This window comes from Methylibium sp., from assembly GCF_013817345.1.
GTDB lineage: Bacteria > Pseudomonadota > Gammaproteobacteria > Burkholderiales > Burkholderiaceae_C > Methylibium.
This window is the reverse complement of sequence record NZ_JACDCW010000014.1, coordinates 12440-37696: the sequence shown is the minus strand read 5'-3', so window position 1 is coordinate 37696 and position 25257 is coordinate 12440. Positions and strand designations below refer to the sequence as shown.

The following is a 25257-nucleotide window of genomic DNA, read 5'->3' as shown; positions in this document are numbered from 1 at the left end:
TCCGAAACTGCTCGTACGCTCATCCTTTGGTCCTTTCGATGTCGGCGCCAAGCGCGCGCAGCTTGACTTCCATGCGGTCGTAGCCGCGGTCGAGGTGATAGATGCGGTCCACCTGCGTTTCGCCGCTGGCGACCAGCCCCGCGATCACCAGGCTGGCCGAGGCCCGCAGGTCCGTCGCCATGACCGTGGCGCCGGAGAGCTGCGGCACGCCGGTGACCACCGCCGTGTGGCCATCGACCTCGATCTTCGCGCCCAGGCGCACGAGTTCGTTGACGTGCATGAAGCGGTTCTCGAAGATGGTCTCGGTCACCAGCGCCGTGCCCTCCGCAATGCAGTCGAGCACCATGAATTGCGCCTGCATGTCGGTCGGAAAGGCCGGGTACTCGCTGGTGCGAAACCCGACCGCCTTGAGCCGGCCGGACGAGCGCACGCGAATGCCCTCGGCGCCGCTCTCGACCTCCACGCCGGCCTCGCGCAGCTTCTCGATCACCGCATCGAGGTGATCGGCGCGCGCATCGCGCAGCAGCACTTCACCACCCGCCGCCGCGGCTGCGCACAGGAAGGTACCCGCCTCGATGCGGTCGGGGACGATGCGGTGACCCTCGCCGCCGGCGCTGCGCGGCGCATGCAGCTTCGGCACGCCCTGCACGCGGATGCGGCTACCGCCGTGGCCTTCGATCTGCGCGCCCATCGCGATCAGCATCTCCGCCAGGTCGTGAATCTCGGGTTCCCGCGCCGCGTTTTCCAGCACCGTTTCGCCCTCGGCCAGCGTGGCGGCCATCAGCAGGTTCTCGGTGCCGGTCACGGTCACCATGTCCGTAGTGATACGCGCGCCCTTCAGGCCGTTCGGCGCCTTGGCGATGATGTAGCCGTGTTCCACCCCAATCGAAGCGCCCATGGCCTGCAGGCCCTTGATGTGCTGATCGACCGGCCGCGAGCCGATCGCGCAGCCGCCGGGCAGCGACACGGTCGCCTCGCCGAAACGCGCCAGCAGCGGCCCGAGCACGAGGATGGAGGCACGCATCGTCTTGACCAGATCGTAGGGCGCCTCGGGGCGATTCACGCCTCCGGCGTCGAGCGTCACCACGCCGCCCTCCGTCTCGCTGCGCTCGGCCGTCACGACGCCCATGTTGCGCAGCAGCTTGAGCGTGGTCGCCACGTCTTGAAGCCGCGGCACGTTGGACAGGCGCACAGTCTCATCCGTCAGCAGGGCGGCGCACAACTCCGGCAGTGCGGCGTTCTTGGCGCCCGAGATCGTGACCTCGCCCTTCAAGGGACGGCCGCCGCGAATGATGAGTTTGTCCATGGTGGGTTGCCGCCTCGCCCTGCGCCGGCCCGGACGGTCTCTCGCGTGAAAGCGGAGAACGCCACAAGCCGCGCCGGCGAGGCAGCGGCCTGTGATCAGTGATGGGTTTGGGCGGAGGCGGCCGGGGTGGAGGCACCTGCGGCCGCAAATTCGGCGGGCGTCAGCGTCTTCATCGACAGCGCGTGGATTTGCTGACGCATTCTATCGCCGAGGGCTGCGTAGACCCGCTGGTGACGCTTGACACGGCTGAGGCCATCGAACTCGGCGGCGACGATGGTCGCGGAGAAGTGACGGCCATCGCCCTCCACCTGCAAATGCTCGCAGGCGAGGCCTTGCGCGATGTAGCGCTGCACGTCCTCGGGAGTCGGGTCGGTCATAGTGCTCACATTGTAGGCAGGCGCTGCGGCGCGCGAGCCGCAAACCACTACATTCCAGCCCAAACAAGAGGGAGAGGCTGACATGGATGCGACCGGAGTGGTTCTGCTGGCGATCGTGGCGATCATCGCGCTGTGGGCAATCGCCGTCTACAACCGCCTGGTGCGTCAACGCAACGAGATCGGCAACGCGTTTGCGCAGATCGACGTACAGCTCAAGCGCCGCTACGACCTGATTCCGAATCTGGTCGAGATTGCCCGCAAATACCTGCAGCACGAGCGCGAGACGCTGGAGGCGGTGATCGCGGCGCGCAACACGGCGCGGGCGGCGGCCGGTGAAGTGCGGGCCCAGCCGCTGGACGCTGCCCGGGTCGGCGCGCTGACCGCCGCGGAAGGCGTGCTCGGCGGCGCGCTCTCGCGGCTGATGGCGGTGGTCGAGGCCTATCCCCAACTGAAGGCCGACCAGTCGCTGCGCGATCTGAGCGAGGAACTGGCGCACACCGAGAACCGCGTGGGCTTCGCTCGCCAGGCCTTCAACGACGCGGTGCTCGACTTCAACAACGCCGCCGAGCAGTTCCCGGCCAATGTCGTCGCTCGCCTGTTCCGTTTCCGTTCGGCCGCCATGCTCGAGGCCACCGAAAGCGCGGCCGAGCGAGCCGCGCCCCGTGTGAGCTTCTGACCCCGGCGCGCGTCGCACCATGGCGATGCGCTTTCGGCGCCATCAAGAGGCCGCGCGCGGGCAGACGCGCTGGCTGCTGGTGCTGTTCGCGCTGATCGTGCTGGCGCTGGTGGCGGCCGTGAACGCAGCGCTGGCGATCGCCTATCACCTCAGCTTTCCGCTCGTCCACGCGTATCCGGCGTTCTTCTTCGAAACCAACACCGGCCTGGTGCTGCTTGCCGTGCTGGGCGGCTGCTGGTTCGAGCAGTGGCGGCTGCAGGAAGGCGGCGCCCACGTGGCCCGGCTGGCCGGCGGCGTGCCGGCGCTCGGCCCGCACGGCCGGCCCAACGGTCCGCTGGAAAAGCGCTTGCTCAACGTGGTGCAGGAAATGGCGCTGGCCAGCCGGATGCGCCCACCCGCCGCCTGGGTGCTGCCGCGCGACGACACCATCAACGCCTTCGCCGCCGGGTGGAGCGAGGACGATGCGGTGATCGGCGTCACCCGCGGCGCGCTGGAGCGGCTCACGCGAGAGGAGCTGCAGGGCGTGATCGCCCATGAATGCAGTCACCTCGCGCACGGCGACACACGGCTGAACATGCGGCTGATCGGCATGGTGTGGGGGCTGGAAATGGTGTTCGGCTTCGGCCGCAGTCTGTCCAGCCGCAACGACGACGGGCGGGTTCCGCCTGGGGCGCTGTTCGGCTGGGCGCTGGTTGCCGTGGGCTCGCTCGGCTGGATGGGCGGGCGGCTGCTGCAGGCCGCGGTGTCGCGACAGCGCGAATTCCTGGCCGATGCCTCGGCCGTGCAGTACACGCGCAACCCGGCCGGGCTCGGCGGCGCACTGCGCAAGATCGCCGGGGTCGCGGCCGGCGAGCGCCGCGCCCGCGGTGCCGTGCCGCTGCAGGCTCCGCATGTCGCCGCTCTCGCCCACCTGCTGCTGAGCACCCCCGGCGCCTCGCGGTGGACCTCGCATCCGCCGCTGGCCGAGCGCATCCGGCGGCTCTGTGGGCGAAGCCTGTCACCGCTGCCCGCTCCCGCCCTGCCGGCCTTGAACGAGGCTGACGAGCCGGACTGGCTGCCGGCGTTGAGCACCGGGACGGTCGGGCTCGCGACGAAGACGACGATCACGCCCGAGATGGCGGTGGCCTCGATGGCGACCGCGCGACCGCAAGGGAGAGTCCGGCACGCCGACGTCACCCTCGACCCCGATCTACAGGGCGCCGCCGAGCGCGAGCGCGATGCGATCGATCGCATCGGCCGGTGGGCCGGGCCGGGCGAAAGACGCGCCGCCCTGCTGGCACTGCTCATCGACCGCTCGCCTGCCGAACGCGGCGTTGCGCGCCGCATCGCCTGGCAAGCCGCGACGGCGGAGCTGCCGTGTGCGGCGGCCGTGTGGAGCGACGTGCAAGCGCTGCGCCCCACGGCGCGGAAGAACGCGCTGACCTTGCTGGCGCGAAGCGGCGCCACCGCACCGCGCGTGGAGCGACTCACACTGCGCGCCGCACTCCATGCCTTGGCCGACGGCCCGGCCGAACAACTGCGCGCGCTCGCGATGCGGGAACTGCTCGATGGCCACAAACCGCGCTGGCCGCGTCCCGACCCGCGCAACCGACTCCAGGCATTGGCGCCTGTGATCGCCGAAACGGGAACAGCCCTGGCGCAGGCGCTGGGGCTGAACCTTCGCGACGCAGCCGATTGGCAGGCGACCGTGCTGGGACTGCTGGGCTTGCGCGCCCAGCGGCCTGCGCTTCACAGCGACCCGGCATCGCTGCGCCGCGCCATCGTCCGGCTGCGCCGCCTCGCCCCACTGGAGCGGCCCCGGCTGGCTCGCGCGTGGCTGGATGCAAGCGCGTCCCGGCTTACCCAGGCGGCCACCGCCGTCGGCACCGCCGAAGTGCTGCAACTGGCCTGCCTGCTGCTCGACACACCGCCGCCCCAGTCACTGGCCGACGGCGAGCCCGGTACGCACCCCGACGCGATGGCCTCGCTTCAGGTGCGCAGCTTGTAGCCGCTTGCGAGAAGCCGCAGCGCAACGGCGGCAATCACCGCGAAGCTCGAACCCACCACCGCCAGGCTCACCCACGGCGAAACATCGCTGACGCCGAAGAAGCCGCGCCGGAAGCCATCGATCATGTAGAAGAAGGGATTCAGGTGGCTCACCGCCTGCCAGAAGGGCGGCAGCGAGCCGACGGAGTAGAAAACGCCGGAGAGAAAGGTCATCGGCATCACGACGAAGTTCTGGAAGGCAGCGATCTGATCGAATTTCTCGGCCCACAGGCCGGCGACCAATCCGAGCGATCCCATCAACGCGGCGCCGAGCAGCGCGAATGCCAGCGTCCACCAGGGCGCGACCATGCCGGGGGGTGCGAACCACACCGTTACCAACAGCACGCCGCAACCGACCACGAACCCCCGCACCACCGAAGCGCCCACATAGGCGGCGAACCAGGCCCAGTGGCTGAGCGGTGTGACCAGCACGAACACCAGATTGCCCGTCACCTTGCTTTGGATCAGCGAGGAGCTGCTGTTGGCGAAGGCGTTCTGCAGCACGCTCATCATCACCAAACCGGGGATCAGGAAGCTGCTGTAGCCGACCTCGTCGAAGACTTTCACGTGGTCCTCGAGCACATGGCCGAAGATCAGCAGATAGAGCACCGCGGTGAGCACCGGCGCGGCCACCGTCTGAATGCTGACTTTCCAGAAGCGCAGGATCTCCTTGCGAAAGAGCGTGCCGGCGCCATCCATAACACCGCTCATGCGAGCGTCTCCACGACCGCCCGGGGCGCCGGGCCGAGCATGATCTCGAGGAACACGTCCTCCAGGTCGGCGCGCCCGATCTCCAGGTCTTCGACAGTCACCTGCGCCTTGCGCAGCGCCGCCAACAACGCCTCGACCTCCCCGGCATCGTGCGCGGTCATCTGAACGACGCGGCCCGTGATTCGCGCTTGAGCCGCCAGCGCAGCCGGCAGCACCTGGTCCGTCTTGAAGCGCAGCATCGTGCTCGCGGTACCGGCCAGCAGGTTGGCGGTTCGGTCGAGTGCGACCACGCGGCCCGCCTTGAGCATGGCGATGCGGCCGCACAGTGCTTCGGCTTCTTCGAGGTAATGCGTGGTCAGCAGCACCGTGTGGCCGGCGCGGTTGAGCCGCGCGATGAAGTGCCACAGGGTCTGGCGCAGCTCCACATCGACGCCGGCGGTCGGCTCGTCGAGCACGATCACCGGCGGGCGGTGCACCAGCGCCTGCGCCACCAGCACCCGGCGCTTCATGCCGCCCGAGAGCTGGCGCATGTTGGCGTCGCCCTTGTCGGCCAGACCCAGGTTGGCGAGCAACTCGTCGATCCAGTCGTCATTCTTCTTCACGCCGAAGTAGCCGCTCTGGATGCGAAGGGTCTCGCGCACACTGAAGAAGGGGTCGAACACCAGCTCCTGCGGCACCACGCCAAGCGCCTTGCGTGCGGCGGCGTAGTCGTCGATCACGTCGTGGCCATGCACCCGCACGCGCCCCGAGGTGGCACGGCCGAGCCCGGCCAGAATGCTGATCAGCGTGGTCTTGCCCGCGCCGTTGGGGCCGAGCAGGCCGAAGAACTCGCCCGCTTCGATGTCGAAGCTCACGTCCTGCAGTGCCTGCAGATCGCCGCGCGCGCCGGGGTAGGTCTTGGAGACGGAGTCGAAGCGAACGGCGGGCATGGAGGTCTCGGGCTCGGGCGTCGGATTGTAGGGAGCGCTTGTTGCGGGACGCGCTCGGCCGACGCCCGACAAGGCCCAACGGACTGCAGAACCAGGCCACCGCTTCCCCGGGCAACTGCAACTCCTCATCGTCGTTGGCGCGCAGGAGCTCGGTAACATGGCCGGCGCCGACCTGGTTTTCACGGTCTGCCTGAATGAACCGGAGCCCCTATGCCTGAGCTGAAAGCCGCCTTCGAGCAAGCCGTCGCCGACTCCAAGGCCTTGCCGGAAAAGCCGGACAACATGACGCTGCTCAAGATCTACGCGCTCTACAAGCAGGCCACCGCAGGCGATGTGGACGGCGCACGCCCGGGCTTCGCCGACATGGTTGGGCGCGCCAAGTGGGACGCCTGGAACGAGCAGAAAGGCAAGGACAAGGACGGCGCGATGCAGGACTACATCGATCTGGTCGAGTCCCTGAAAGGCTGAGCCCTCAGGCTTTCTTGGAGGCCTTCTTGTGCGCCTTGTCTGCCGCTTTGGCCGGCGCCTTGTTCGGCGCGACCGCCCTGCCGCGCGGCCCTTCGGCGGCCAGCAGCATGTCGAGGTTTTTTTCGATCTCGGCCTCGATCTTCTGCTGAAAGGCACCGAGCAGCAAACCGAGCTTCGCGTCGATGTCGAAGCTGTCCGCGCTCACCCGCAGCGTGCCGGCCACGCCGCTGCGCGTGAAGTAGACCGTGTCTTCGCGGTCGCCCTCTCCAACTGTGCATTCCATGCCGAACTTCTGTTCGGCCTGCTCGGCCCATTGCCAGGCCACTTCGCGGGCCCGCTTCAGGCCGAGTCGGTGCTTGCGCTGCAGGGAGATGTCGGGCATCGCGGGAGTGTTTTCTGTCAGGACGGCGGCGCCGGATCGAGTGCGGCGAGTGTCGCGCGACGCTCCTCCTTGGGCAAGGCGGCCAGGCGCTCGACCTCGGCGTAGAAGCGCGGGAAGTCGCGGCCCTCGGCCTCGAACAGCGCCTCGAACGCGGGCACCAGCGCGTTGTAGGCGGCCTGCACGCCGAGGCTCGCGTTGTTGGCGTTGGCGAACCAGGCGTCGTAACCGCGGTAGCCCTCCCACGGACCGTCCTTGAGTCGCTGGTGTTCGGCACGCATTCGCGCCATCACGTCGGCCTTGGCGCGCCGCTTCTCCGCATCGCTTGCGGCACTCTCGTAGACCGCCTCCAGCTGCTTGCGCGTGGCGAGCGCCAGCGCCTTGAAGTCGTGGCGGCGGGCGTCGTAGCGCCGGTATTCATCGCGCGCCGCCTCGTCGGCCTGCTCTTGCAGCCAGCGCGCGCCGCCAAGACGCTCGACTGCCGTCGCGAAGCTTTCGTTGAACTCGGTGTCGTTCTTGGCATAGGAGACCTGATGCGCCAGTTCGTGAAAGATCAGCCGCGCCAGTTCGCCTTCGGGGTAGCGGATGAAGGTGCTGAGCAGCGGGTCGGCGAAGTAGTCGAAGGGCAGCTTGCCGAGTGTGGAATACGCCGGCACGCCGTACACGCCGGCCTCCAGGCCCGCGGCGCGCAGCTCGTCCGCAAGCGCCGTGGCGCCCGCGCGCTCGAAGTAACCGCGGTAGCCGACGCAGCCGACGACCGGAAAGCACCAAGTCTTCAGCGTCAGCGACAGCTCCGGCGCCGCCACCACGTTCCACACCACCGCCGGGCGGTCGAGCGCGGCGTAGCGCCGGTAGCTGGCGTTGTCGGGCAGCGCCAGTTCGCGCACGGCGAAATCGCGGATGCGCTGACTGAGGAGCAGGCGCTCGCGCAACTCGGCTGGCGTGCCGGCATCGGACAGCCAGTCGGCAACCGGCCGCGCCGCGTTCATCACGCCCAGGTGACCCTGGACCGATTGCGACAGGTAACCCACGGAACTGCAGCCACCGAGCACGACGAGCGCGGCACCGGCGATCGACACTGCGCCCAGGAACGCCCATGTGCGGCACGAGAGGGGCGGCCGCTTCACGCGCAAGCCATCTCGACCGGCCCTTCGGGGCCGCTTGTCGCCCGGGCGTCAACAGTGCAACTCATCACGAAATCATGTCACACGCATGGCCTGCCGATGCGCCGCAGCGTCAAACCGCAATGTCTGCCTTGGACTGCCGCATCACCGCAGCTATTCTCGAAAGACATGAACACGCCGGCCGGTCGCGTTGCGCGCGGGCCCCGGCTTCACCCGCCAAGGACACCCGCATGAACCGTCGCGACCTGATCAAGCAGATCGGTGCCTGCTCCGCCGTTGTGGCGCTGCCTGCGCTGGCGCAGGAAAAGAAGCTCGTCCTCGGCCAGTCGGCCGCCTTCACCGGGCCCGCCGCGCAGCTCGGCCTGCAGATGAACAAGGGGGCGAAGATCTTCTTCGACCAGGTCAACGCCAACGGCGGCGTCAACGGCCAGGACATCGAACTCAGGACGCTGGACGACGGCTACGAGCCCGACCGCTGCAAGGCCAACACCGAGCGCTTCATCAAGGACGAGGTGTTCGCGCTGTTCGGCTATGTCGGCACGCCCACTTCCCTGGCCGCGCTGCCGCTGGTCAACGAGGCGAAGATTCCCTTCTTCGGGCCGTTCACCGGCGCCGAGGCGCTGCGCGATCCGTTCTCGCGTTACGTGTTCCACCTGCGCGGCTCCTACTACGACGAGACCGCCCTGATCGTCAAGCAGCTCACCACGCTGGGCCTGAACAAGATCGCGGTTTTTTATCAGAACGACGCCTACGGCAAGGCCGGCCTGGAAGGCGTCAACCGGGCGCTCAAGGCACTCAAGCTCGAGCCGGTGGCCACCGGCACGGTTGAGCGCAACACGGTCGAAGTGAGCAAGGCGGTGAGCGACATCGTCGCCAAGCAGCCCAACGCCGTGGTGCAGATCGGCGCCTACAAGAGCTGCGCGGCCTTCATCCGCGAGGCGCGCAAGGCAGGCTACGGCGGCACCTTCTTCAACGTGAGCTTTGTGGGCACGCAGGCGCTGGCCGACGAGCTGGGCCGCGAGGGCAACGGCATCATGGTCAGCCAGGTGATGCCCTTCCCGTTCAGCACCACCACGCCCATCTCGCGCGAGTATCTGGAAGCCGTCAAGAAGGCCGGCGGCGACGCCACCGCCAACTACTCCAGCATCGAGGGTTACCTGGCGGCCAAGGTGATGACCGAAGGCCTCAAGCGCGCCGGCAAGGCGCCGGCGCGCGATCAGCTGATCGCCGGGCTCGAGTCGATCAGCAATGCCAACTTTGGCGGCTTCAGCGTCAACTTCGGCCCGCGCAGCCATGTGGCATCCCGCTTCGTGGATCTGTCGATGATCACTGCGGACGGCAAGGTCCGCCGCTGAGCTGCGAGACCGGGCAGGCGCCAGCCTGAACGCGGCGCCCCAGCCGGCCACCGAGCCAAAACCCCGGTTCAGAGCGCGCAAAAACCCGGCGTTACCATGCCTTCGATCGGGCCTTCGGCCCGCGCCGGAGACGCCGATGCAGTTGATCGAATCCATCCTGGCCGCAAGCAGCGAGGTCGCGGCGATCCGCCGTGATCTGCACGCGCACCCGGAGCTCTGCTTCGAGGAGCAGCGCACCTCCGACGTGATCGCCCGGGCGCTGGCCGACTGGGGCATTCCGGTGCACCGGGGCCTGGGCAAGACGGGCGTGGTGGGCATCGTGAAGAACGGAACGTCGCAGCGCACGGTCGGCATGCGCGCCGACATGGACGCCCTGCCGGTGACCGAGCACAACCGCTTCGCGCACGCCAGCAAGCACCCCGGCAAGATGCATGCGTGCGGCCATGACGGCCACACCGCGATGCTGCTCGCGGCGGCCAAGCACTTCGCACAGCACCGCAACTTCGATGGCACCGTCTACCTGATCTTCCAGCCGGCCGAGGAAGGCGGCGGCGGCGCGCGCGAGATGATCAAGGACGGCCTGTTCGACAGATTCCCGATGGAGGCGATCTTCGGCGCGCACAACTGGCCCGGGCTGGCAGTCGGCCAGTTCGCCGTCAAGGCAGGCCCGGTGTTCGCGAGCAGCAATGAGTTCAAGATCACCATCCGTGGCAAGGGCTCGCATGCCGCCATGCCGCACCTCGGCCTCGACCCGGTGCCGGTCGCCTGCCAGATGGTGCAGGCCTTCCAGACCATCATCACGCGCAACAAGCGGCCGATCGACACCGGCGTGATCTCGGTGACGATGATCCACACGGGCGAGGCTACCAACGTGGTGCCCGACGCCTGTGTCCTTGAAGGCACGGTGCGCAGCTTCACCACCGAAGTGCTGGATCTGATCGAGCGGCGCATGAAAACCGTGGCCGAGGCGACCTGCGCCGCTTTCGAGGCGACCTGCGAGTTCCACTTCGAGCGCAACTATCCGCCGACGATCAACCACGAGGCCGAAACCCGTTTCGCGCAGGACGTGATGGCCGACGTGGTCGGGCCCGAGAACGTGCTCGAGTTCGAGCCGACCATGGGCGCCGAGGACTTCAGCTATTTCCTGCAGGCCAGGCCGGGGTCCTATTTCGTCATCGGCAACGGCGACGGCGCGCACCGCGAGGGCGGCCACGGCATGGGGCCGTGCATGCTGCACAACCCGAGCTACGACTTCAACGACGACCTGATCCCCCTGGGCGCCACCTTGTGGGTCCGACTGGCCGAGCGCTGGCTCGCGACCGAACGCCCCTGAGCCTCGGTACCCCGACAAGCCGCTGACCTCTAATTTGAGGTTCAGCATGGTGATTGACTCGCAAGCCTAGCGATGCAAGATCGCATCGAGTCGGCTGGGAGCCGGCCGCAGCGAGCGGAGGCCGATGATGCGAACCAATCACGACAAGCGCGTGGCGCAAACCGGTGCCGCTTCCCGGATGCGTATCGCGCTCGCCGGCGCTGCGGCCTGACATTGAGCGCCTGCGTGGCGACGATGCCGACCCTCGGCGGCGGCGAAAAAAGCGCCGTGAGCGGCTGCGAACACCGGCGGCATGGGCGCGGCGATCAGGGCCTTACCCGCAGTCTGGGCGTGCTCGGCAGCCTCGCGGGCAACGTGAAGCAGAACGAGGCCGCGACCACGCTGGTGATGATCGACAACCGCTCGGGCGTTCAACTCGCAGCGGCCGAAGGCAGCGCCGGCGGCTTCGATTTCGGCGCCTGGAGCAGCATGTACGGCTGGGCCGGGTCCGGGGCGGGTAGCGCGTACACGAAGACGCCCGAGGGCAAGCTCATCGTTGCCGCGTTCGTCGACAGCTACAACCAGCTCGTCAAGGCTGTGCGCAATTACAAGGCGCAGACCGTCAAGGGCGGTCTGGGCACCGGTGGCACGCTTGGCGTGCAAGGCGGCTCCACAGGCGCTTCGCGCGAAGTCGATTCGGCGGCATCGCCGCGGAAGAAGTAGTCTGGCGCCGCGAGCCGCGGTCGGCTGGGCTTCTCCGGCCGACGCCTCCCGCTAGCGAAGCCGTCAACGGCGCAGTCTTGCGAGCAGCCCCGCGGTCGAAGCATCGAGCCCTGCGTCGTCGCCGCTCTCGAAGCGCGGCAGCAGTGCATTGCACAAGGCCTTGCCGAGTTCGACGCCCCACTGGTCGAAGCTGTTGATGCCCCACACGGCGCCGCTCGTGAACACGCGGTGCTCGTAGAGCGCGATCAGCGCACCCAGGCCCGCGGGATCGAGCCGCTCGAGCAGCAGCGTCGTGCTCGGCCGATTGCCGGGAAAGCTGCGGTGACGGGCGATCACTTCGGGCGCGAGCGTCTGCGAGGCGGTCGGCGCCTTCGAGCCGAGTGCCTGCTCGAAGCTCTGGCCCTGCATGAGCGCCTGCGACTGTGCCAAGCAGTTGGCGAGCAGCTTGACGTGCTGAGCGTCGAGCACGGCTCGCACGGTCGGCGGCACATCGAGCAGGGCATGGCTGGTCTCGCGCACGGCGATGAACTCGACCGGGATCACGTCGGTGCCCTGGTGCAGCATCTGGAAATAGGCGTGCTGCCCGTTGGTGCCGGGCTCGCCCCAGACCACCGGGCTGCTCGCATGGACCAGCGGCTCGCCGTCGATGTCCACGCACTTGCCGTTGCTCTCCATCTCCAGCTGCTGCAGATAGGCCGGCAGGCGCGCCAGCCCCTGGTGATAGGGCGCCACGCTGCGGCTGGAAAAGCCGTGGAAGTTGCGGTTCCACACATCCAGCAGGCCCAGCAGCACCGGCAGGTTGCGGTGCAGGGGCGCCTCGGCGAAATGGCGATCCATCGCGTGCGCGCCGGCCAGCAGCGCGCGAAAGTGCACGGAGCCCAGCGCGATGGCGATCGGCAAGCCGATCGCGCTCCACAGCGAGTAGCGCCCTCCCACCCAGTCCCAGAAACCGAAGGTGGTCTCGATGCCGAAGGCCGCCGCCGCGCTGACGTTGGTGGTGGTCGCGACGAAATGCCGCCGCAACGCCGCCACTCCGCTCTCGCCCATTCGCTCGAGGAACCAGGTCTTGGCCGTCTGCGCGTTGGCCAGCGTTTCCTGGGTGGTGAAGGTCTTGGAGGCGACGACGAAGAGCGTGCGCTCCGGCTCCAACGTGGTCAGCAGCCGCGCCAGATCGTGGCCATCGACGTTGGCGACGAAATGCAGGCGCAAGCCCGGTTGGCAGTAAGCGGCGAGCGCCGGCACCGCCATCTGCGGACCGAGGTCGGAGCCCCCAATGCCGATGTTGACCACGTCGCGGATCGCGCTGCGGGCCGGGTCGCGCACCTCGTCGGCGTAAGCCAGCATGGCGTCCAGCGTCTCGTGCACCTCGTCGCTGAACGGCGCCTTGCCCCGCGGAGCGCGCAGCGCCGTGTGCAGGACGGCACGGCCTTCGGTGGCGTTGATCGGCGCGCCGGCGAACATCGCGTCGCGGTGCGCCTCCACACCGGTTTCTCGCGCGAGTTGCAGCAGCAGTGCCAGCGCGGTGTCGTCGAGCCGGTTCTTCGACAGATCGGCAAAGACGTGCGGCGCCTCCAGACTGAAACGCTCGAAGCGCTGCGCGTCAGCGGCAAAGGCGTCGCGCAGATCGAAACGGCGGCCGTGCGCCTCGAAGTGCGATTGCAACGCAGCCCACGCCGCGGTGCGGTCACCGCGCGGAGGCGCGGCCGGTCCTGAAGAGCCGGCGGCGTGAATCACAGCGCTTTCACCATTGCGTCGAGCCGGGCCGAATCGGCACCGAAGGCGCGGATGCCCTCGCTGAGCTTCTCGGTCGCCATGGCGTCCTCGTTGAGCGCATGGCGAAAGCTCGGCTCGTTGTAGCTCAGCGCCTTGGCGTCGCAGCCGCGCGCCTGGTCCGGGTCGAGCGCACGCTCGACCGGGGCATGGCTGGCCTGCAGCGCCGCCAGCAGTTCGGGGCTGATGGTCAGCAAATCGCAGCCGGCCAGCGCGAGGATCTGCCCGACATTTCGAAAGCTCGCACCCATGACCTCCGTCTCGATGCCGAACTTCTTGAAGTAACGCCAGATCTGCGCCACCGAACGAACGCCCGGGTCGTTGACCCCGGCGTTGGCCGCCTCGTTCCACGCGTCGCCGGCTGCCTTCTTGTGCCAGTCGTAGATGCGGCCGACGAAGGGCGAAACCAGTTGCACGCCCGCCTCGCCGCAGGCCACGGCCTGGCAGAAGGAAAAAACCAGCGTGAGGTTGCAGCGAATGCCATGGTGTTCGAGCGCCTTGGCGGCCTGAATGCCTTCCCAGGTGGCGGCCACCTTGATCAGCACGCGTTCGCTGGCCACGCCTTCGGAGGCGTACAGCGCCATGATGCGCTGCGCACGCGCGATGGTCGCGGCGGCGTCGAAGCTGAGCCGGGCATCCACCTCGGTGGAAACGCGGCCGGGAACGATGCCGAGAATTTCGCAACCGAATCGCACCAGCACTCGGTCCACCACGGCGTCGAGCGGCTGGCCGCGATGCGCCGCAACCGTCTGGGCCAGCAGCGGTGCGTAAGCAGGCTGGTCGATGGCCCGCACGATCAGCGAGGGGTTGGTCGTGGCGTCGCGCGGCGCGAAGGCGGCCAGCTGCCGGAAATCACCGGTGTCGCAGGCGACTGCGGTGTAGGCCTTGAGCTGGTCGAGTTGGCTGGGCATGAAGCACGTGGACAGTTGCGCCGCGGGGCATGCTGGCATGGTAAACCGCAGGCCGAAGTGCGCACGGTGCGGCGCGTGACCCTGCTAACCACGCCCGGCTTTTCGCCCTGAGCCTTTGCACACCCGGATGGCGGCTGCCGCGGAAAAGCGCCGCCGATAATCTGCGCCGATGCACTTGGTCATCCCCTTCGCCTGCGCGCTGTCCGACCCCGGGCGCCAGGCACTCGGCGCGCTGACGCTGCCTCATCTCGCCTCGCTCCTCGCGCTCCTCACTCCGGGCGAGCGCGACACCGGCGACGAATACCAGCTCTCTCCACCGCATGAACGCGTGCTCGCCCGCGCGCTCGGCTGGGCCGGGGCCGACGGCGCCCTCCCGTGGGCCGCGCAGGCCGCGGCAGCCGACGGGCTCGACACGGGCGAACTGGCGTGGGGCCTTCTCAGCCCCGTGCACTGGCAGGTCGGCCGCGATCACCTCACCATGGGCGACCCGGAGGCCCTCGAGCTGGACGCCGCCGAGTCGCGCGCCTTCTTCGAAGCCGTGCGCGGCCAGTTCGAAAGCCTCGGCTGGCTGGCCGCCTGGGGCGCGCCGACGCGCTGGTACGTGGCGCACGAATCGCTCACCGCCCTGCCCACCGCCTCGCTCGACCGCGTGATCGGCCGCAACCCCGACCTGTGGATGCCGGAGCATCCGGCCGCGCGGCTCGTCAAGCGGCTGCAGAACGAGGTGCAGATGCTGCTCTACACCCACCCGCTCAACGACGAGCGCGAGGCGCGCGGCCTGGCCACGCTCAACACCGTGTGGCTGAGCGGCTGCGGCCTGCGCCAGCCCGCGCACCATGCCGCACCCACGGTGCTCGATTCGCTGCGTGCGCCGGCCCTCGCGGAGGACTGGGCGGCCTGGACCGCAGCGTGGCGCGCGCTCGACGGCGGCCCGCTGCGCGAGGCGCTGGCGGCAGCGCAGCGCGGCGAGCCGCTCACGCTCACCGTGTGCGGGGAGCGCCATGCGCAGAGCTTCGCGCGCGAGCCGCGCAGCCTGCTCGCCGCATTGCGCGGTCGCTGGCAGCGCAAGGAGCCGGCGGCGATGCTGGCCGAACTCTGATACCCGGCCCACACGCTCATGCAACTCATCGTCCGCGACGTCCCCCCCCGCACCGCCTGGTCGCTCGAACAGGCCGGCGTGCACCCGCTGCTGGCACGTCTGTATGCCGCGCGCGGCATCCGCAGCTTCGACGAACTCGATGCCTCGCTCGCGCGGCTGATCCCGCCCGGCGAACTGCGCGGCGCCGCCGAGGCCGCGTATCTGCTCGCCGACGCGCTGGCCGCACGCAGCCGCATCGTGGTGGTGGCCGACTACGACTGCGACGGCGCAACGGCCTGCGCCGTCGCGCTGCGCGGCCTGGCCCTGCTCGGCGCCGCGCCCGGCACGCTGGCCTATGTGGTGCCCGACCGCAAGGTGCACGGCTACGGGCTCACGCCGGCCATCGTCGATCTCGCGTTCGAGGCGTTCGCCAACGGGGCCGCCCCGAACCTGCTGGTCACCGTGGACAACGGCATCGCCAGCTTCGAAGGCGTGGCGCATGCCAAGGCGCGCGGCTTGACGGTGCTGGTCACCGACCATCACCTGCCCGCGCTCGTGTCGGGCCCGCAAGGCGATGCGATCGCGTTGCCGGCGGCCGACGTGATCGTCAACCCGAACCAGCCGGGCTGCGGTTTCGCGAGCAAGTCGCTGGCGGGCGTGGGCGTGATGTTCTACGTGCTGCTCGCCACGCGCGCCGAGTTGCGTGCTCGTGGCGCCTACGGCGACGGTGCAAGCGAGGGATCGACTCCGATGCCCGGCGAGGCGACATCGGCCCGGTCGGCAGACCCCGGCGACGCGAGCGGCAAACCGCCTTGCGCGTCCGCCGGCGCGGCGCAACCGAACGGCGCCCCCGCTCAGCCCCGGCTCGACACGCTGCTCGACCTCGTTGCGCTCGGCACCGTGGCCGACGTGGTCAAGCTCGACGCCAACAACCGCCGTCTCGTCGCGCAGGGCCTCAAGCGCATCCGCGCCGGCCGCATGCAGCCGGGCGTGGCAGCGCTTTTTGCCGCGGCCGGCCGCGAGCCGGCGCGCGCCAGCGGCTTCGACTTCGGCTTCGCGCTCGGCCCGCGCCTGAACGCCGCCGGCCGCATGGAGAACATGACGCTGGGCATCGAATGCCTGCTCACCGACGACGTGGCCCGCGCGGGCGAACTGGCGCAACAGCTCGACGCCATCAACCGCGAGCGTCGCGAGGTCGAGACCGGCATGCGTGAGCAGGCCGAGGCGATGGTGGAAGCGCTGCTGCCCGAAGACGGCATGGCGCCGCCGGCACTGGCGATCTACGACGCCGAGTTCCACGAAGGCGTGGTCGGCATCGTCGCCTCACGGCTGAAGGACCGGCTGCACCGGCCCGCCTTCGTGTTCGCGCGCGGGCAGGACGGGCTGCTCAAGGGGTCGGGCCGCTCGATCGCCGGATTTCATCTGCGCGACGCGCTCGATCTGGTAAGCAAGCGGCACCCCGGCGTGCTGCGCAAGTTTGGCGGCCATGCCATGGCGGCGGGCGCGACGGTGGCTGCGGAAGACTTCGCCATCTTCGAGCAGGCGCTGGCCAAGGTCGCGCAGGATTGGCTCTCGCCCGCCACGCTGGCCCGGCGCCTGGCCACCGACGGCCCGCTCGACGCGCAGTGGTTTGCGGCGGAGACGGTGCACGCAATGGACCGCGAGGTCTGGGGCCAAGCCTTTGAGGCGCCGGTGTTCTGCGACGAGGTGGAGGTGGTGTCGCAGCGGCTCGTCGGCGAAAAACACCTCAAGCTCACGCTTCGCCATCAGGGTCAGCTCCGCGAGGCCATCTGGTTCGGCCATGCCGAGCCGGTCGGGGAGCGGGTGCGGCTGGCGTACCGGCTGTGCGTTGACAGTTACCAGGGGCGCGAGCGGGTGCAGATGGTGGTGGAGGCGATGGGCGACTGACGGTTGCCTGCCCGAACATTACGCAGCCCGACGCCGCACAGGCGTTTGGCATCGCCCCTACAGTGGCCTGATGCACTCCACCCGCCTGCTCCCTCGCCTCGCCGCCACGCTCGCGCTCGCCACCGCCTTCGCCGCCTTCGCGCAGCCCGCCGCGCCGCCGCTGCGCACGACCGTCCTCGCCGAGGGCCTCGACAACCCATGGTCCTTGGCCTTCCTGCCGGACTTCGAAAAGACGGGCCGCATGCTCGTCACGGAAAAGCCGGGAACGATGCGCATCGTCGGCACCGACGGCAAGCTGTCCGCGCCGCTAAAGGGCGTGCCGCCCGTCGTGGCGCGCGGTCAGGGCGGCCTGCTCGATGTCACCCTGCACCCCGACTTCAAAGACAACCAGCTCGTCTACTGGAGCTTCAGCGAAGCCGCGCCCAGCGGCTCAGGCAACAGCACGGCGGTCGCGCGCGGCCGGCTCGACGCGGCGGCCGGCGCCTTGCGCGACGTGAAGGTGGTGTTCCGCCAGGTACCCAAGGTGGCGAGCAACATGCACTTCGGCTCGCGCCTGGTGTTCGATCGCGACGGGCGGCTCTTCATCACGCTCGGCGACCGCGGCAGCCGCCGCAACGACGCGCAAACGCTTGACAACCACCACGGCAAGATCGTGCGCATCACCGACGACGGCGGCGTGCCCCCCGACAACCCCTTCGTCGGGACGGCCGGGGCGCTACCAGAGATATGGAGCTACGGGCACCGCAACGTGCAGGGCGCAGCGCTGCATCCGGCGACCAGCGCGCTGTGGGCCGACGAGCACGGCCCGCAAGGCGGCGACGAGCTCAACATCCCGCAGAAAGGCCAAAACCACGGCTGGCCGGTCATCACCTACGGCCGCGAATACGGCACCGGCACGAAGATCGGCGAAGGCACGGCGCGAGAGGGCATCGTCGCACCGATCACTCGCTGGGTGCCTTCGATCGCACCGAGCGGCCTGGCCTTCGTGACCAGCGATCGGCATGCGGCATGGAAAGGCCAGGCGCTGGTCGGCTCGCTCAAGTTCGGCCAGCTCGTGCGGCTCGAACTCGACGGCGACAAGGTCGCGCGCGAGCACCGCCACGACGCCGGTGCGCGCGTGCGCGATGTGCGCCAAGGCCCCGACGGGCACTTGTATCTGCTGACCGACGACGGCGAATTGCTGCGCATCGAGCCCGGAAGCTGAGGCACACCTGCGCCCGTCTGCCGCCCCTGTGCCCTGTAGCTGTGTGCCTGTGTGCCCCTGTGCCTGTGCGAACGCAATACGCACGGCCCTGCTGCCCGAGCGCCCTTGGGGTCCTCTCTAGAATCGGCGAGTGACTGCCACAACCGTTCTCAACGCCGATCTTCATTGCCATTCGCTGGTGTCCGACGGCACGCTTGCTCCCGAGGCCTTGGCCGCGCGCGCCAAGGTCAATGGCGTGGAGTTGTGGGCGCTGACCGACCACGACGAGATCGCCGGCCAGCAGCGCGCCCGCGACGCCGCGCTCGCTCTCGGGCTGCCATGGCTGAGCGGCGTGGAGGTGTCCGTGAGCTTCGCCGGCACCACGGTGCACATCGTCGGCCTCGGCTTCGACGTCGATGACCCGGAGTTCGTGGCTGGCCTCGCCGCCACGCGTGGCGGGCGCGAGCAGCGCGCACGCGACATTGCCGCGGGGTTGGCGCGAGTGGGCATCGAGGGTGCCTACGAAGGCGCCCTGTGCTACGTAAGCAACCCCGAGCTGATCTCTCGCACGCACTTCGCTCGCTTCCTGGTCGAAACGGGCCACTGCCACGACACGCACGAAGTGTTCCGCAAGTTCCTCACCGAGGGCAAGCCGGGCTTCGTGGCTCATCGCTGGGCCAGCCTGGGCGACGCGGTGCGCTGGATCACGGCAGCCGGCGGCGCCGCGGTCATTGCCCACCCCGGCCGCTACAAGTTCACTCCCACCGAGGAGTACGCGCTGTTCACCGAGTTCATCGCGCATGGCGGCCGCGCGGTGGAAGTCGTGACGGGCAGCCACACGCCGGCCGAGTACGCCAAGTACGCCGACATGGCGATCGAGTTCGACCTGCTTGCCTCGCGCGGCAGCGACTTCCACGACCCCGACGAAAGCCGCACCGATCTCGGCGCCCTGCCCTGGCTGCCGGGCAAGCTCGCGCCGGTGTGGGAAGCGATCGAGGCGCGGGTACAGCGCGCCTGAGGCAGTTCCGGGCGAGGTATCGCTGCGGACGGGCACTCGTTTCCAGCGACTGCGTTGACGCGCGACCCGGCCGACAATCGGCCATGGCCCAGTACTTCGAGGTCCACCCCGAGAACCCGCAGCCGCGCCTGCTCAAGCAGGCTGCGCAGATCCTGCACGGCGGCGGCATCGCGGCGATTCCCACCGACTCCAGCTATGCGCTGGTCTGCCATCTGGACGACAAGACGGCAGCCGAGAAGATGCGGCGCATCCGTGGGGTCGACGACAAGCACCACCTCACCCTGCTGTGCCGCGACCTGAGCGAGCTGGCCGGCTACGCACGGGTGGACAACCGGCAGTACCGGCTGCTCAAGCTGGCCACGCCGGGGCCCTTCACCTTCATCTTGGGAGCGACCAAGGAAGTGCCGCGGCGCGTGTCGCACCCGTCGCGCCGCACCATCGGCCTGCGCGTGCCGGACCATGCGGTGACACAGGCGCTGCTCGAGGCTTTCGGCGAGCCGCTGCTCGCCACCACCTTCATCCCGCCCGGCGAAACCGAGCCGCTGAACGATCCCCAGCAGATCCGCGAGCGCTTCGAGAAGCAGTTGCACGCCATCGTCGATGCGGGCGCATGCACCATGCAGCCGACGACGGTGGTCGACCTGAGCGGCGAAGCAGCGGTGCTGGTGCGGCTGGGCCGCGGGGCGCCGGCCGCGCTGGGGTTGTGAAGGCGACTGACGTATCAAAACGCGGCCCGGCGCGGCGCAGGCCAAGGAGACGGCAATGAGCGAATCCCACCCGCCTCGTCCGGCCAGCGGCCCGGTATTGCACCGGCACCTGCATCACACACCTTCGGTGGCGGTATCCGCGCAGGGCGTGTTCATCACCGATGCAGCCGGCCGGCGCTACCTCGACGCTTCCGGCGGCGCTGCCGTGTCGTGCCTCGGCCATGCCCATCCCGACGTACTGGCCGCAATGCACGCGCAGATCGACCGCATCGCCTATGCCCACACCAGCTTCTTCACGACCGAGGCGGCCGAGCAGCTTGCCGGGCAGCTGGTCGGCACCGCGCCGGCCGGGATCAGCCACGCGTACTTCGTGAGCGGCGGCTCGGAGGCGGTGGAGGCGGCGCTGAAGATGGCGCGCCAGTATTTCGTCGAGATCGGCCAGCCCGAGCGCACGCAGTTCATCGCCCGCCGCCAGAGCTACCACGGCAACACGCTCGGCGCGCTGGCCGTCGGCGGCAACGCCTGGCGGCGCGCGCCCTTCGCGCCCCTCCTCGTGCCGGCCACGCACGTGTCGCCCTGCTATCCCTACCGCGAGCAGCGCGAGGACGAAAGCCCCGAGGCCTACGGGCTGCGGCTCGCGCGCGAACTCGACGACACGATCCGGTCCCTGAGCCCGCAGCGCGTGATCGCGTTCGTGGCGGAGACGGTCGGCGGCGCCACCGCCGGCGTGCTGACGCCCGTGCCGGGCTACTTCAAGGCGGTGCGCGAAGTGTGCGACCGCCACGGCGTGCTGCTGATCCTGGACGAGGTGATGTGCGGCATGGGCCGCACCGGCACCCTGCACGCTTGCGAAGCCGAAGGCGTGGCGCCCGACCTGATGACCATCGCCAAGGGCCTGGGCGGCGGCTACCAGCCCATCGGCGCCGTGCTGGTGCAGCGGCGCATCGTCGAGGCGATGTCGGCCGGCAGCGGCTTCTTCCAGCATGGCCATACCTACCTCGGCCATCCGGTGGCCTGCGCCGCCGCCCTGGCGGTGCAGCAGGTGATCGAACGCGACGGCCTGCTCGAGCGGGTGCGGCAACAGGGCGCGGCGCTGGAGCAGCGCCTGCGCGAGCGGCTCGGCGATCACCCGCACGTGGGCGACATCCGTGGCCGGGGCCTGTTCTGGGGCGTGGAGCTGGTGCGCGACCGGGCGAGCAAGCGGGCTTTCGAGCCGGCCCGGCGCTTGCATGCACGCATCAAGACCGCCGCCATGGCGCGCGGGCTGCTGGTTTATCCGATGGGCGGCACGGTCGATGGTCAACAGGGTGAACATGTATTGCTGGCACCGCCTTTCATCGTGGACGATGCGCACCTCGACTTCATTGCCGAGCAGTTGCACGGCGCGATCGACGATGCGATTGCCTCACTGCCTGCTCTTGACTGAAACTTCTCGAGGCGGCGCCACTCGCGCCGCCTCGTCCTGCCGACTCTTTACCCCTGGAGCCATTCCATGATCAAAGCCAGACTCGCCTTCGTCTTCGCCGCCGGCCTCGCCGCCACCCTGGGCAGCCTGCCCGCCGCCGCGCAGCAGAAGTTCGTCACCGTCGGTACCGGCGGTGTGACCGGCGTCTACTACGCGGCCGGCGGCGCCATCTGCCGGCTGGTCAACAAGGACCGCGCCAAGCACAACATCCGCTGCTCGGTCGAATCGACCGGCGGCTCGGTGTTCAACATCAACACCATCAAGGGCGGCGAGCTCGACATCGGCTTCGCGCAGTCCGACGTGCAATACAACGCCACCAAGGGCGAAGGCCAGTTCAAGGACGCGGGCGCCTGGGCCGGCCAGCGCGCCATGTTCTCGGTCCACCCGGAGCCCTTCACGGTGGTGGCGGGCAAGGGATCCGGCATCAAGAACTTCGCCGATTTCAAGGGCAAGCGCTTCAACGTCGGCAACCCCGGCTCGGGCACGCGCGCCTCGCTGGAGGAGATGATCGCCGCAATGGGCATGAAGCTCAGCGACTTCTCGCTCGCCTCGGAACTCAAGGCCGACGAACACGGCCCCGCCCTGTGCGACAGCAAGATCGACGGTTTCTTCTACGCCGTGGGCCACCCGTCGGCCAACATCCAGGACCCGACCACCACCTGCGGCGCGCAACTGGTCTCGCTGACCGGATCGGCGGTCGACAAGCTCGTGGCCGACAAGCCCTTCTACGCCAAGGCCACCATCCCCGGCGGCCTGTACCCCAACAACCCCCAGGCAACCGACACCTACGGTGTCCTCGCCACCGTGGTGACCTCGGACAAGGCGCCGGCCGAGACGGTCTATCAGGTGGTGCGCGCGGTGTTCGAGAACTTCGACGAGTTCAAGAAACTGCACCCGGCGCTGGCCAACCTGAAGCCCGAGAACATGATCAAAGACGGCCTGTCGGCACCGCTGCATGAGGGTGCGGTGAAGTACTACAAGGAAAAGGGCTGGATGAAGTAAGACAAAGCCGTTACTTCCTCTCCCGTCGAGAACGGCGGGAGAAGGACTGAACGCATTGCTCCCTCTCCCTCTGGGAGAGGGTTGGGGTGAGGGCCAGCGCGGCCTCTCGAACATCGCGACGCTGCGAAAGACGGGCCGGCCCTCACCCTAACCCTCTCCCAGAAGGAGAGGGAACAAAGACCTGGCCCTGCCTCAAGGAAGAGGCAATAACGATCAACGCGGACGGAGCGCCATGGCCACCGACATCGAGAAGGCGCCCGAGGCGCTGCAGGATCTCGTTGCTTCCACCGACACCGGCGCGCGCAAGTGCGATGGCCCGGCCCGCCATGTGATCTTCGCGCTGGCGCTGTCATGGGCGCTGTTCCAGTTGTGGTACGCGTCGCCCCTGCCTTTCACCTTCGGCATCGGCATCCTCAACGACACCGAGGCGCGCTCGCTGCACCTGGCCTTCGCGCTCGGCCTGGCCTTCCTGGCCTGGCCCGCCTTCAAGCGCTCGCCGCGCGACCGGGTGCCGGTCACCGACGTGGTGCTGGCCCTGGCCGGCGCCTTCGCCGGCGGCTACTTCCTGCTGTTCTACGGCGAACTCGCCACACGGCCCGGCCTGCCCACCACCATGGACATCGTGGTGGCCAGCGTCGGCCTGGTGCTGCTGCTAGAAGCCACGCGCCGCGCGGTCGGCTGGCCGATGTCGGTGCTGGCGGCGCTGTTCATCTTCTACAGCATGGCCGGGCCGCTCATGCCCGACCTGCTATCGCACCGCGGCGCCTCGCTCAGCCGGCTGCTCTCGCACATGTGGCTGACCACCGAGGGCGTCTACGGCATCGCGCTGGGCGTGTCGGCCGGCACCATCTTCGTGTACGTGCTGTTCGGCACCCTGCTCGACCGCGCCGGCGGCGGCAACTACATGATGCAGGTGAGCTTCGCGATGCTCGGCCATTTGCGCGGCGGGCCGGCCAAGGTGGCCGTGATCTCCTCGGCGCTCAACGGCATGATCTCGGGCTCCTCGGTCTCCAACGTGGTTTCGGGCGGCATCTTCACCATCCCGCTCATGAAGAAGGCCGGCTACGGCGGCGTGAAGGCCGGCGCGATCGAGACCATGTCGTCGGTCAACGGCCAGATCATGCCGCCGGTCATGGGCGCGGCCGCCTTCCTGATGGTCGAGTACGTCGGCATTTCCTACAGCGAGGTCGTCAAGCACGCGCTGCTGCCGGCCGTGCTGGCCTACATCGGCTTGCTCTACATCGTGCACCTCGAGGCGCTCAAGCTCGGCATGCAGCCGATCATCGAGCGCGCGCCGCGCTCCTGGCGCGATTCGATGCTGCGCTTCGGGCTCGGCCTGTCGGGCAGCGCAATCGTGATCGCGCTGCTGTACTACCTGTTCACCGGCCTGGACGCCTGGCTCGGCGCCGCGGCGCCGTGGGCCACCGGTGCGGCGGTGCTGGCGCTGTACTTCGTGTCCGTGCAGCAGGCCGCGCGCAGCCCCGACCTGCCGGACGACATCGACATCGACAACCCGCGCGCCCTCGACACCTGGCCCACGGTGCGCGCCGGCCTGCACTACCTCATGCCGATCGGCACCCTCATCTGGTGTCTGATGGTCGAGCAGATGTCGCCCTCGCTGGCCGCCTTCTGGGCCATCACGGTGCTGATCGCCCTCATGCTCACGCAACGCCCGCTGATCGAGCTCCTGCGCGGGCGATCTGCGGCCGGCCATTGGCTGTCCGGCGTGCGTGCCGTGATCGACGGCCTGGAAGGCGGTTCGCGCAACATGATCGGCATCGGCGTGGCCACGGCCACCGCCGGCATCATCGTCGGCGGCATCACGCTTACCGGCCTGGGCCTGCGCATGACGGAGTTCGTCGAGTTCGTGTCGCAAGGCGACGTGATCGTCATGCTGCTGTTCGTCGCCTTCGTCTGCCTGGTGCTCGGCCTGGGCGTGCCGACCACCGCAAACTACGTGCTGGTGGCCACGCTGATGGCGCCGGTCGTGGTCGAGCTGGGCGCGCGCTCAGGCCTGGTCATTCCGCTCATTGCCGTGCACCTGTTCGTCTTCTATTACGGAATCATGGGCGACATCACGCCCCCGGTGGGGTTGGCGACCTTCGCGGCCTCCGCCATCTCGGGGGAGGACGCCATTGCCACCGGCGTGCAGGGCGCGGTCTATGCGCTGCGCACCGTCATCCTGCCCTTCATCTGGATCTTCAATCCGCAGCTTCTGCTGATCGACGTGCACGGCGGCTTCGAGCTGATGCGCGTGGTGCTCGCCTGCACCGTGGCCATGCTGCTGTTCACGGCCGTCACGATGAACTGGTTCCGCGTGAAGAGCCACTGGTGGGAAACGGCCTTGCTCGTCGTCGCAGTGGTGCTGCTGTTCAGGCCCGACTACTTCATGGACCGGCTTACGCCGGCGCACCGTCTGCTGCCGGCCGCGCAGGTGTACGCGGTCGTCGACACCCTGCCGCCGGGTGCGCGCCTGGCGCTGATCATCGAAGGCACGACGATCGAGGGCGACGACATCACCAAGACGGTGGCCGTCAACCTGGGCGCCGGGGCGTCCGCTCGGCAGCGTCTCACCGATGCCGGGCTGCAGCTCTTGCCGCTGGGCGACCAGCTTCAGGTTGGCGCCGTGAAGTTCGGCTCGCGCGCAAGCAAGTCCGGCTTCCAGCAGGGCTGGGACGTTTCGGCCGTACAGCAGCCGACCGACCGACCCAGCCCGCACTGGTTCTATCTGCCGGCACTGGCGCTTGCAGCGCTGGTGTGGTGGGCACAAGGCCGGCGACTGCCAGCACCACGGCTGGCACCGGCGTGAGCCCTTTGCGGGTCGGCCTGG

General features: G+C 69.0%; 22 protein-coding genes. 14 read left to right on the top strand and 8 right to left on the bottom strand.

Going from position 1 to position 25257, the window contains the following annotated elements:
* Positions 1 to 19 precede the first annotated feature (19 nt).
* Together murA and H0W40_RS04430 are read right to left on the bottom strand one after the other, a co-directional pair.
* Complete coding sequence (murA, locus tag H0W40_RS04435; protein WP_292443659.1) at positions 20 to 1306, bottom strand: UDP-N-acetylglucosamine 1-carboxyvinyltransferase; 1287 nt, start codon at positions 1304 to 1306, stop codon at positions 20 to 22.
* A 95-nt stretch (positions 1307 to 1401) separates the two neighbouring features.
* Positions 1402 to 1683 carry a BolA family protein gene (locus H0W40_RS04430; protein WP_292443658.1) on the bottom strand — a complete coding sequence of 94 codons (282 nt, stop codon included), beginning with the start codon at positions 1681 to 1683 and terminating at the stop codon, positions 1402 to 1404.
* 82 nt (positions 1684 to 1765) lie between these two features.
* Between H0W40_RS04430 and H0W40_RS04425 the strand changes: the two genes are divergently transcribed.
* The gene (locus tag H0W40_RS04425) at positions 1766 to 2359 is read left to right on the top strand and encodes a LemA family protein (protein WP_292443657.1); all 594 of its coding nucleotides are present in this window, start codon (positions 1766 to 1768) and stop codon (positions 2357 to 2359) included.
* Positions 2360 to 2378: 19 nt separating this feature from the next.
* The gene (locus H0W40_RS04420; protein ID WP_292443656.1) at positions 2379 to 4346 is read left to right on the top strand and encodes a M48 family metalloprotease; all 1968 of its coding nucleotides are present in this window, start codon (positions 2379 to 2381) and stop codon (positions 4344 to 4346) included.
* Here H0W40_RS04420 and H0W40_RS04415 read toward each other — a convergent pair.
* Together H0W40_RS04415 and H0W40_RS04410 are read right to left on the bottom strand one after the other, a co-directional pair.
* Complete coding sequence (locus H0W40_RS04415; RefSeq protein ID WP_292443697.1) at positions 4328 to 5083, bottom strand: ABC transporter permease; 756 nt, start codon at positions 5081 to 5083, stop codon at positions 4328 to 4330. The two genes, H0W40_RS04420 and H0W40_RS04415, sit on opposite strands and share 19 nt — an antisense overlap.
* A gap of 8 nt (positions 5084 to 5091) precedes the next feature.
* Complete coding sequence (locus H0W40_RS04410) at positions 5092 to 6024, bottom strand: ABC transporter ATP-binding protein (RefSeq protein WP_292443655.1); 933 nt, start codon at positions 6022 to 6024, stop codon at positions 5092 to 5094.
* A 210-nt stretch (positions 6025 to 6234) separates the two neighbouring features.
* Between H0W40_RS04410 and H0W40_RS04405 the strand changes: the two genes are divergently transcribed.
* Positions 6235 to 6492: an acyl-CoA-binding protein gene (locus H0W40_RS04405; RefSeq protein WP_292443653.1), complete on the top strand. Its 258-nt coding sequence runs from the start codon at positions 6235 to 6237 to the stop codon at positions 6490 to 6492.
* 4 nt (positions 6493 to 6496) lie between these two features.
* Here the strand turns inward: H0W40_RS04405 and H0W40_RS04400 are convergent, their stop codons facing one another.
* Both H0W40_RS04400 and H0W40_RS04395 read right to left on the bottom strand, forming a co-directional pair.
* Positions 6497 to 6874 carry a polyhydroxyalkanoic acid system family protein gene (locus H0W40_RS04400; RefSeq protein WP_292443652.1) on the bottom strand — a complete coding sequence of 126 codons (378 nt, stop codon included), beginning with the start codon at positions 6872 to 6874 and terminating at the stop codon, positions 6497 to 6499.
* A gap of 17 nt (positions 6875 to 6891) precedes the next feature.
* Positions 6892 to 7998: an aminopeptidase gene (locus H0W40_RS04395; protein WP_292443650.1), complete on the bottom strand. Its 1107-nt coding sequence runs from the start codon at positions 7996 to 7998 to the stop codon at positions 6892 to 6894.
* Positions 7999 to 8225: 227 nt separating this feature from the next.
* On the opposite strand from H0W40_RS04395, the gene H0W40_RS04390 reads away from it, so the two are divergent.
* The 3 genes from H0W40_RS04390 (at position 8226) to H0W40_RS04380 (ending at position 11385) form a co-directional block, all read left to right on the top strand.
* Positions 8226 to 9350, top strand: coding sequence for an ABC transporter substrate-binding protein (locus H0W40_RS04390; protein WP_292443648.1), 1125 nt, complete (start codon positions 8226 to 8228; stop codon positions 9348 to 9350).
* A gap of 136 nt (positions 9351 to 9486) precedes the next feature.
* Positions 9487 to 10683, top strand: coding sequence for a M20 aminoacylase family protein (locus H0W40_RS04385; RefSeq protein WP_292443646.1), 1197 nt, complete (start codon positions 9487 to 9489; stop codon positions 10681 to 10683).
* A gap of 234 nt (positions 10684 to 10917) precedes the next feature.
* The gene (locus H0W40_RS04380) at positions 10918 to 11385 is read left to right on the top strand and encodes a hypothetical protein (RefSeq protein ID WP_292443695.1); all 468 of its coding nucleotides are present in this window, start codon (positions 10918 to 10920) and stop codon (positions 11383 to 11385) included.
* Positions 11386 to 11448: 63 nt separating this feature from the next.
* Here H0W40_RS04380 and pgi read toward each other — a convergent pair whose 3' ends face one another.
* Positions 11449 to 13119: a glucose-6-phosphate isomerase gene (gene pgi, locus H0W40_RS04375; RefSeq protein ID WP_292443644.1), complete on the bottom strand. Its 1671-nt coding sequence runs from the start codon at positions 13117 to 13119 to the stop codon at positions 11449 to 11451.
* Positions 13116 to 14066 (bottom strand): transaldolase, encoded by a 951-nt coding sequence (gene tal / locus H0W40_RS04370; RefSeq protein ID WP_292443643.1) that lies wholly within the window; start codon positions 14064 to 14066, stop codon positions 13116 to 13118. Before tal ends, pgi begins: the two co-directional genes overlap by 4 nt.
* Before the next feature lie 169 nt (positions 14067 to 14235).
* Here tal and H0W40_RS04365 point away from each other — a divergent pair, with 169 nt between their 5' ends.
* From H0W40_RS04365 to H0W40_RS04330, 8 genes are all read left to right on the top strand, one after another.
* Positions 14236 to 15165, top strand: coding sequence for a hypothetical protein (locus H0W40_RS04365; RefSeq protein ID WP_292443641.1), 930 nt, complete (start codon positions 14236 to 14238; stop codon positions 15163 to 15165).
* 18 nt (positions 15166 to 15183) lie between these two features.
* Positions 15184 to 17052, top strand: a complete 1869-nt coding sequence (recJ, locus tag H0W40_RS04360; RefSeq protein ID WP_292443639.1) for a single-stranded-DNA-specific exonuclease RecJ — start codon at positions 15184 to 15186, stop codon at positions 17050 to 17052.
* Positions 17053 to 17122: 70 nt separating this feature from the next.
* A complete protein-coding gene (locus H0W40_RS04355; RefSeq protein ID WP_292443637.1) occupies positions 17123 to 18256 on the top strand; it encodes a PQQ-dependent sugar dehydrogenase in 1134 nt (377 codons plus the stop codon).
* Between the two features lie 130 nt (positions 18257 to 18386).
* Complete coding sequence (locus H0W40_RS04350) at positions 18387 to 19253, top strand: 3',5'-nucleoside bisphosphate phosphatase (protein WP_292443634.1); 867 nt, start codon at positions 18387 to 18389, stop codon at positions 19251 to 19253.
* A gap of 83 nt (positions 19254 to 19336) precedes the next feature.
* Positions 19337 to 19960, top strand: a complete 624-nt coding sequence (locus H0W40_RS04345) for an L-threonylcarbamoyladenylate synthase (protein WP_292443631.1) — start codon at positions 19337 to 19339, stop codon at positions 19958 to 19960.
* A 55-nt stretch (positions 19961 to 20015) separates the two neighbouring features.
* On the top strand, positions 20016 to 21386 hold the full coding sequence (locus H0W40_RS04340; protein ID WP_292443629.1) for an aspartate aminotransferase family protein: 1371 nt from the start codon (positions 20016 to 20018) through the stop codon (positions 21384 to 21386).
* Positions 21387 to 21452: 66 nt separating this feature from the next.
* Positions 21453 to 22427: a TAXI family TRAP transporter solute-binding subunit gene (locus H0W40_RS04335; RefSeq protein ID WP_292443627.1), complete on the top strand. Its 975-nt coding sequence runs from the start codon at positions 21453 to 21455 to the stop codon at positions 22425 to 22427.
* A gap of 232 nt (positions 22428 to 22659) precedes the next feature.
* Positions 22660 to 25236 carry a TRAP transporter permease gene (locus tag H0W40_RS04330; protein ID WP_292443624.1) on the top strand — a complete coding sequence of 859 codons (2577 nt, stop codon included), beginning with the start codon at positions 22660 to 22662 and terminating at the stop codon, positions 25234 to 25236.
* Positions 25237 to 25257 lie beyond the last annotated feature (21 nt).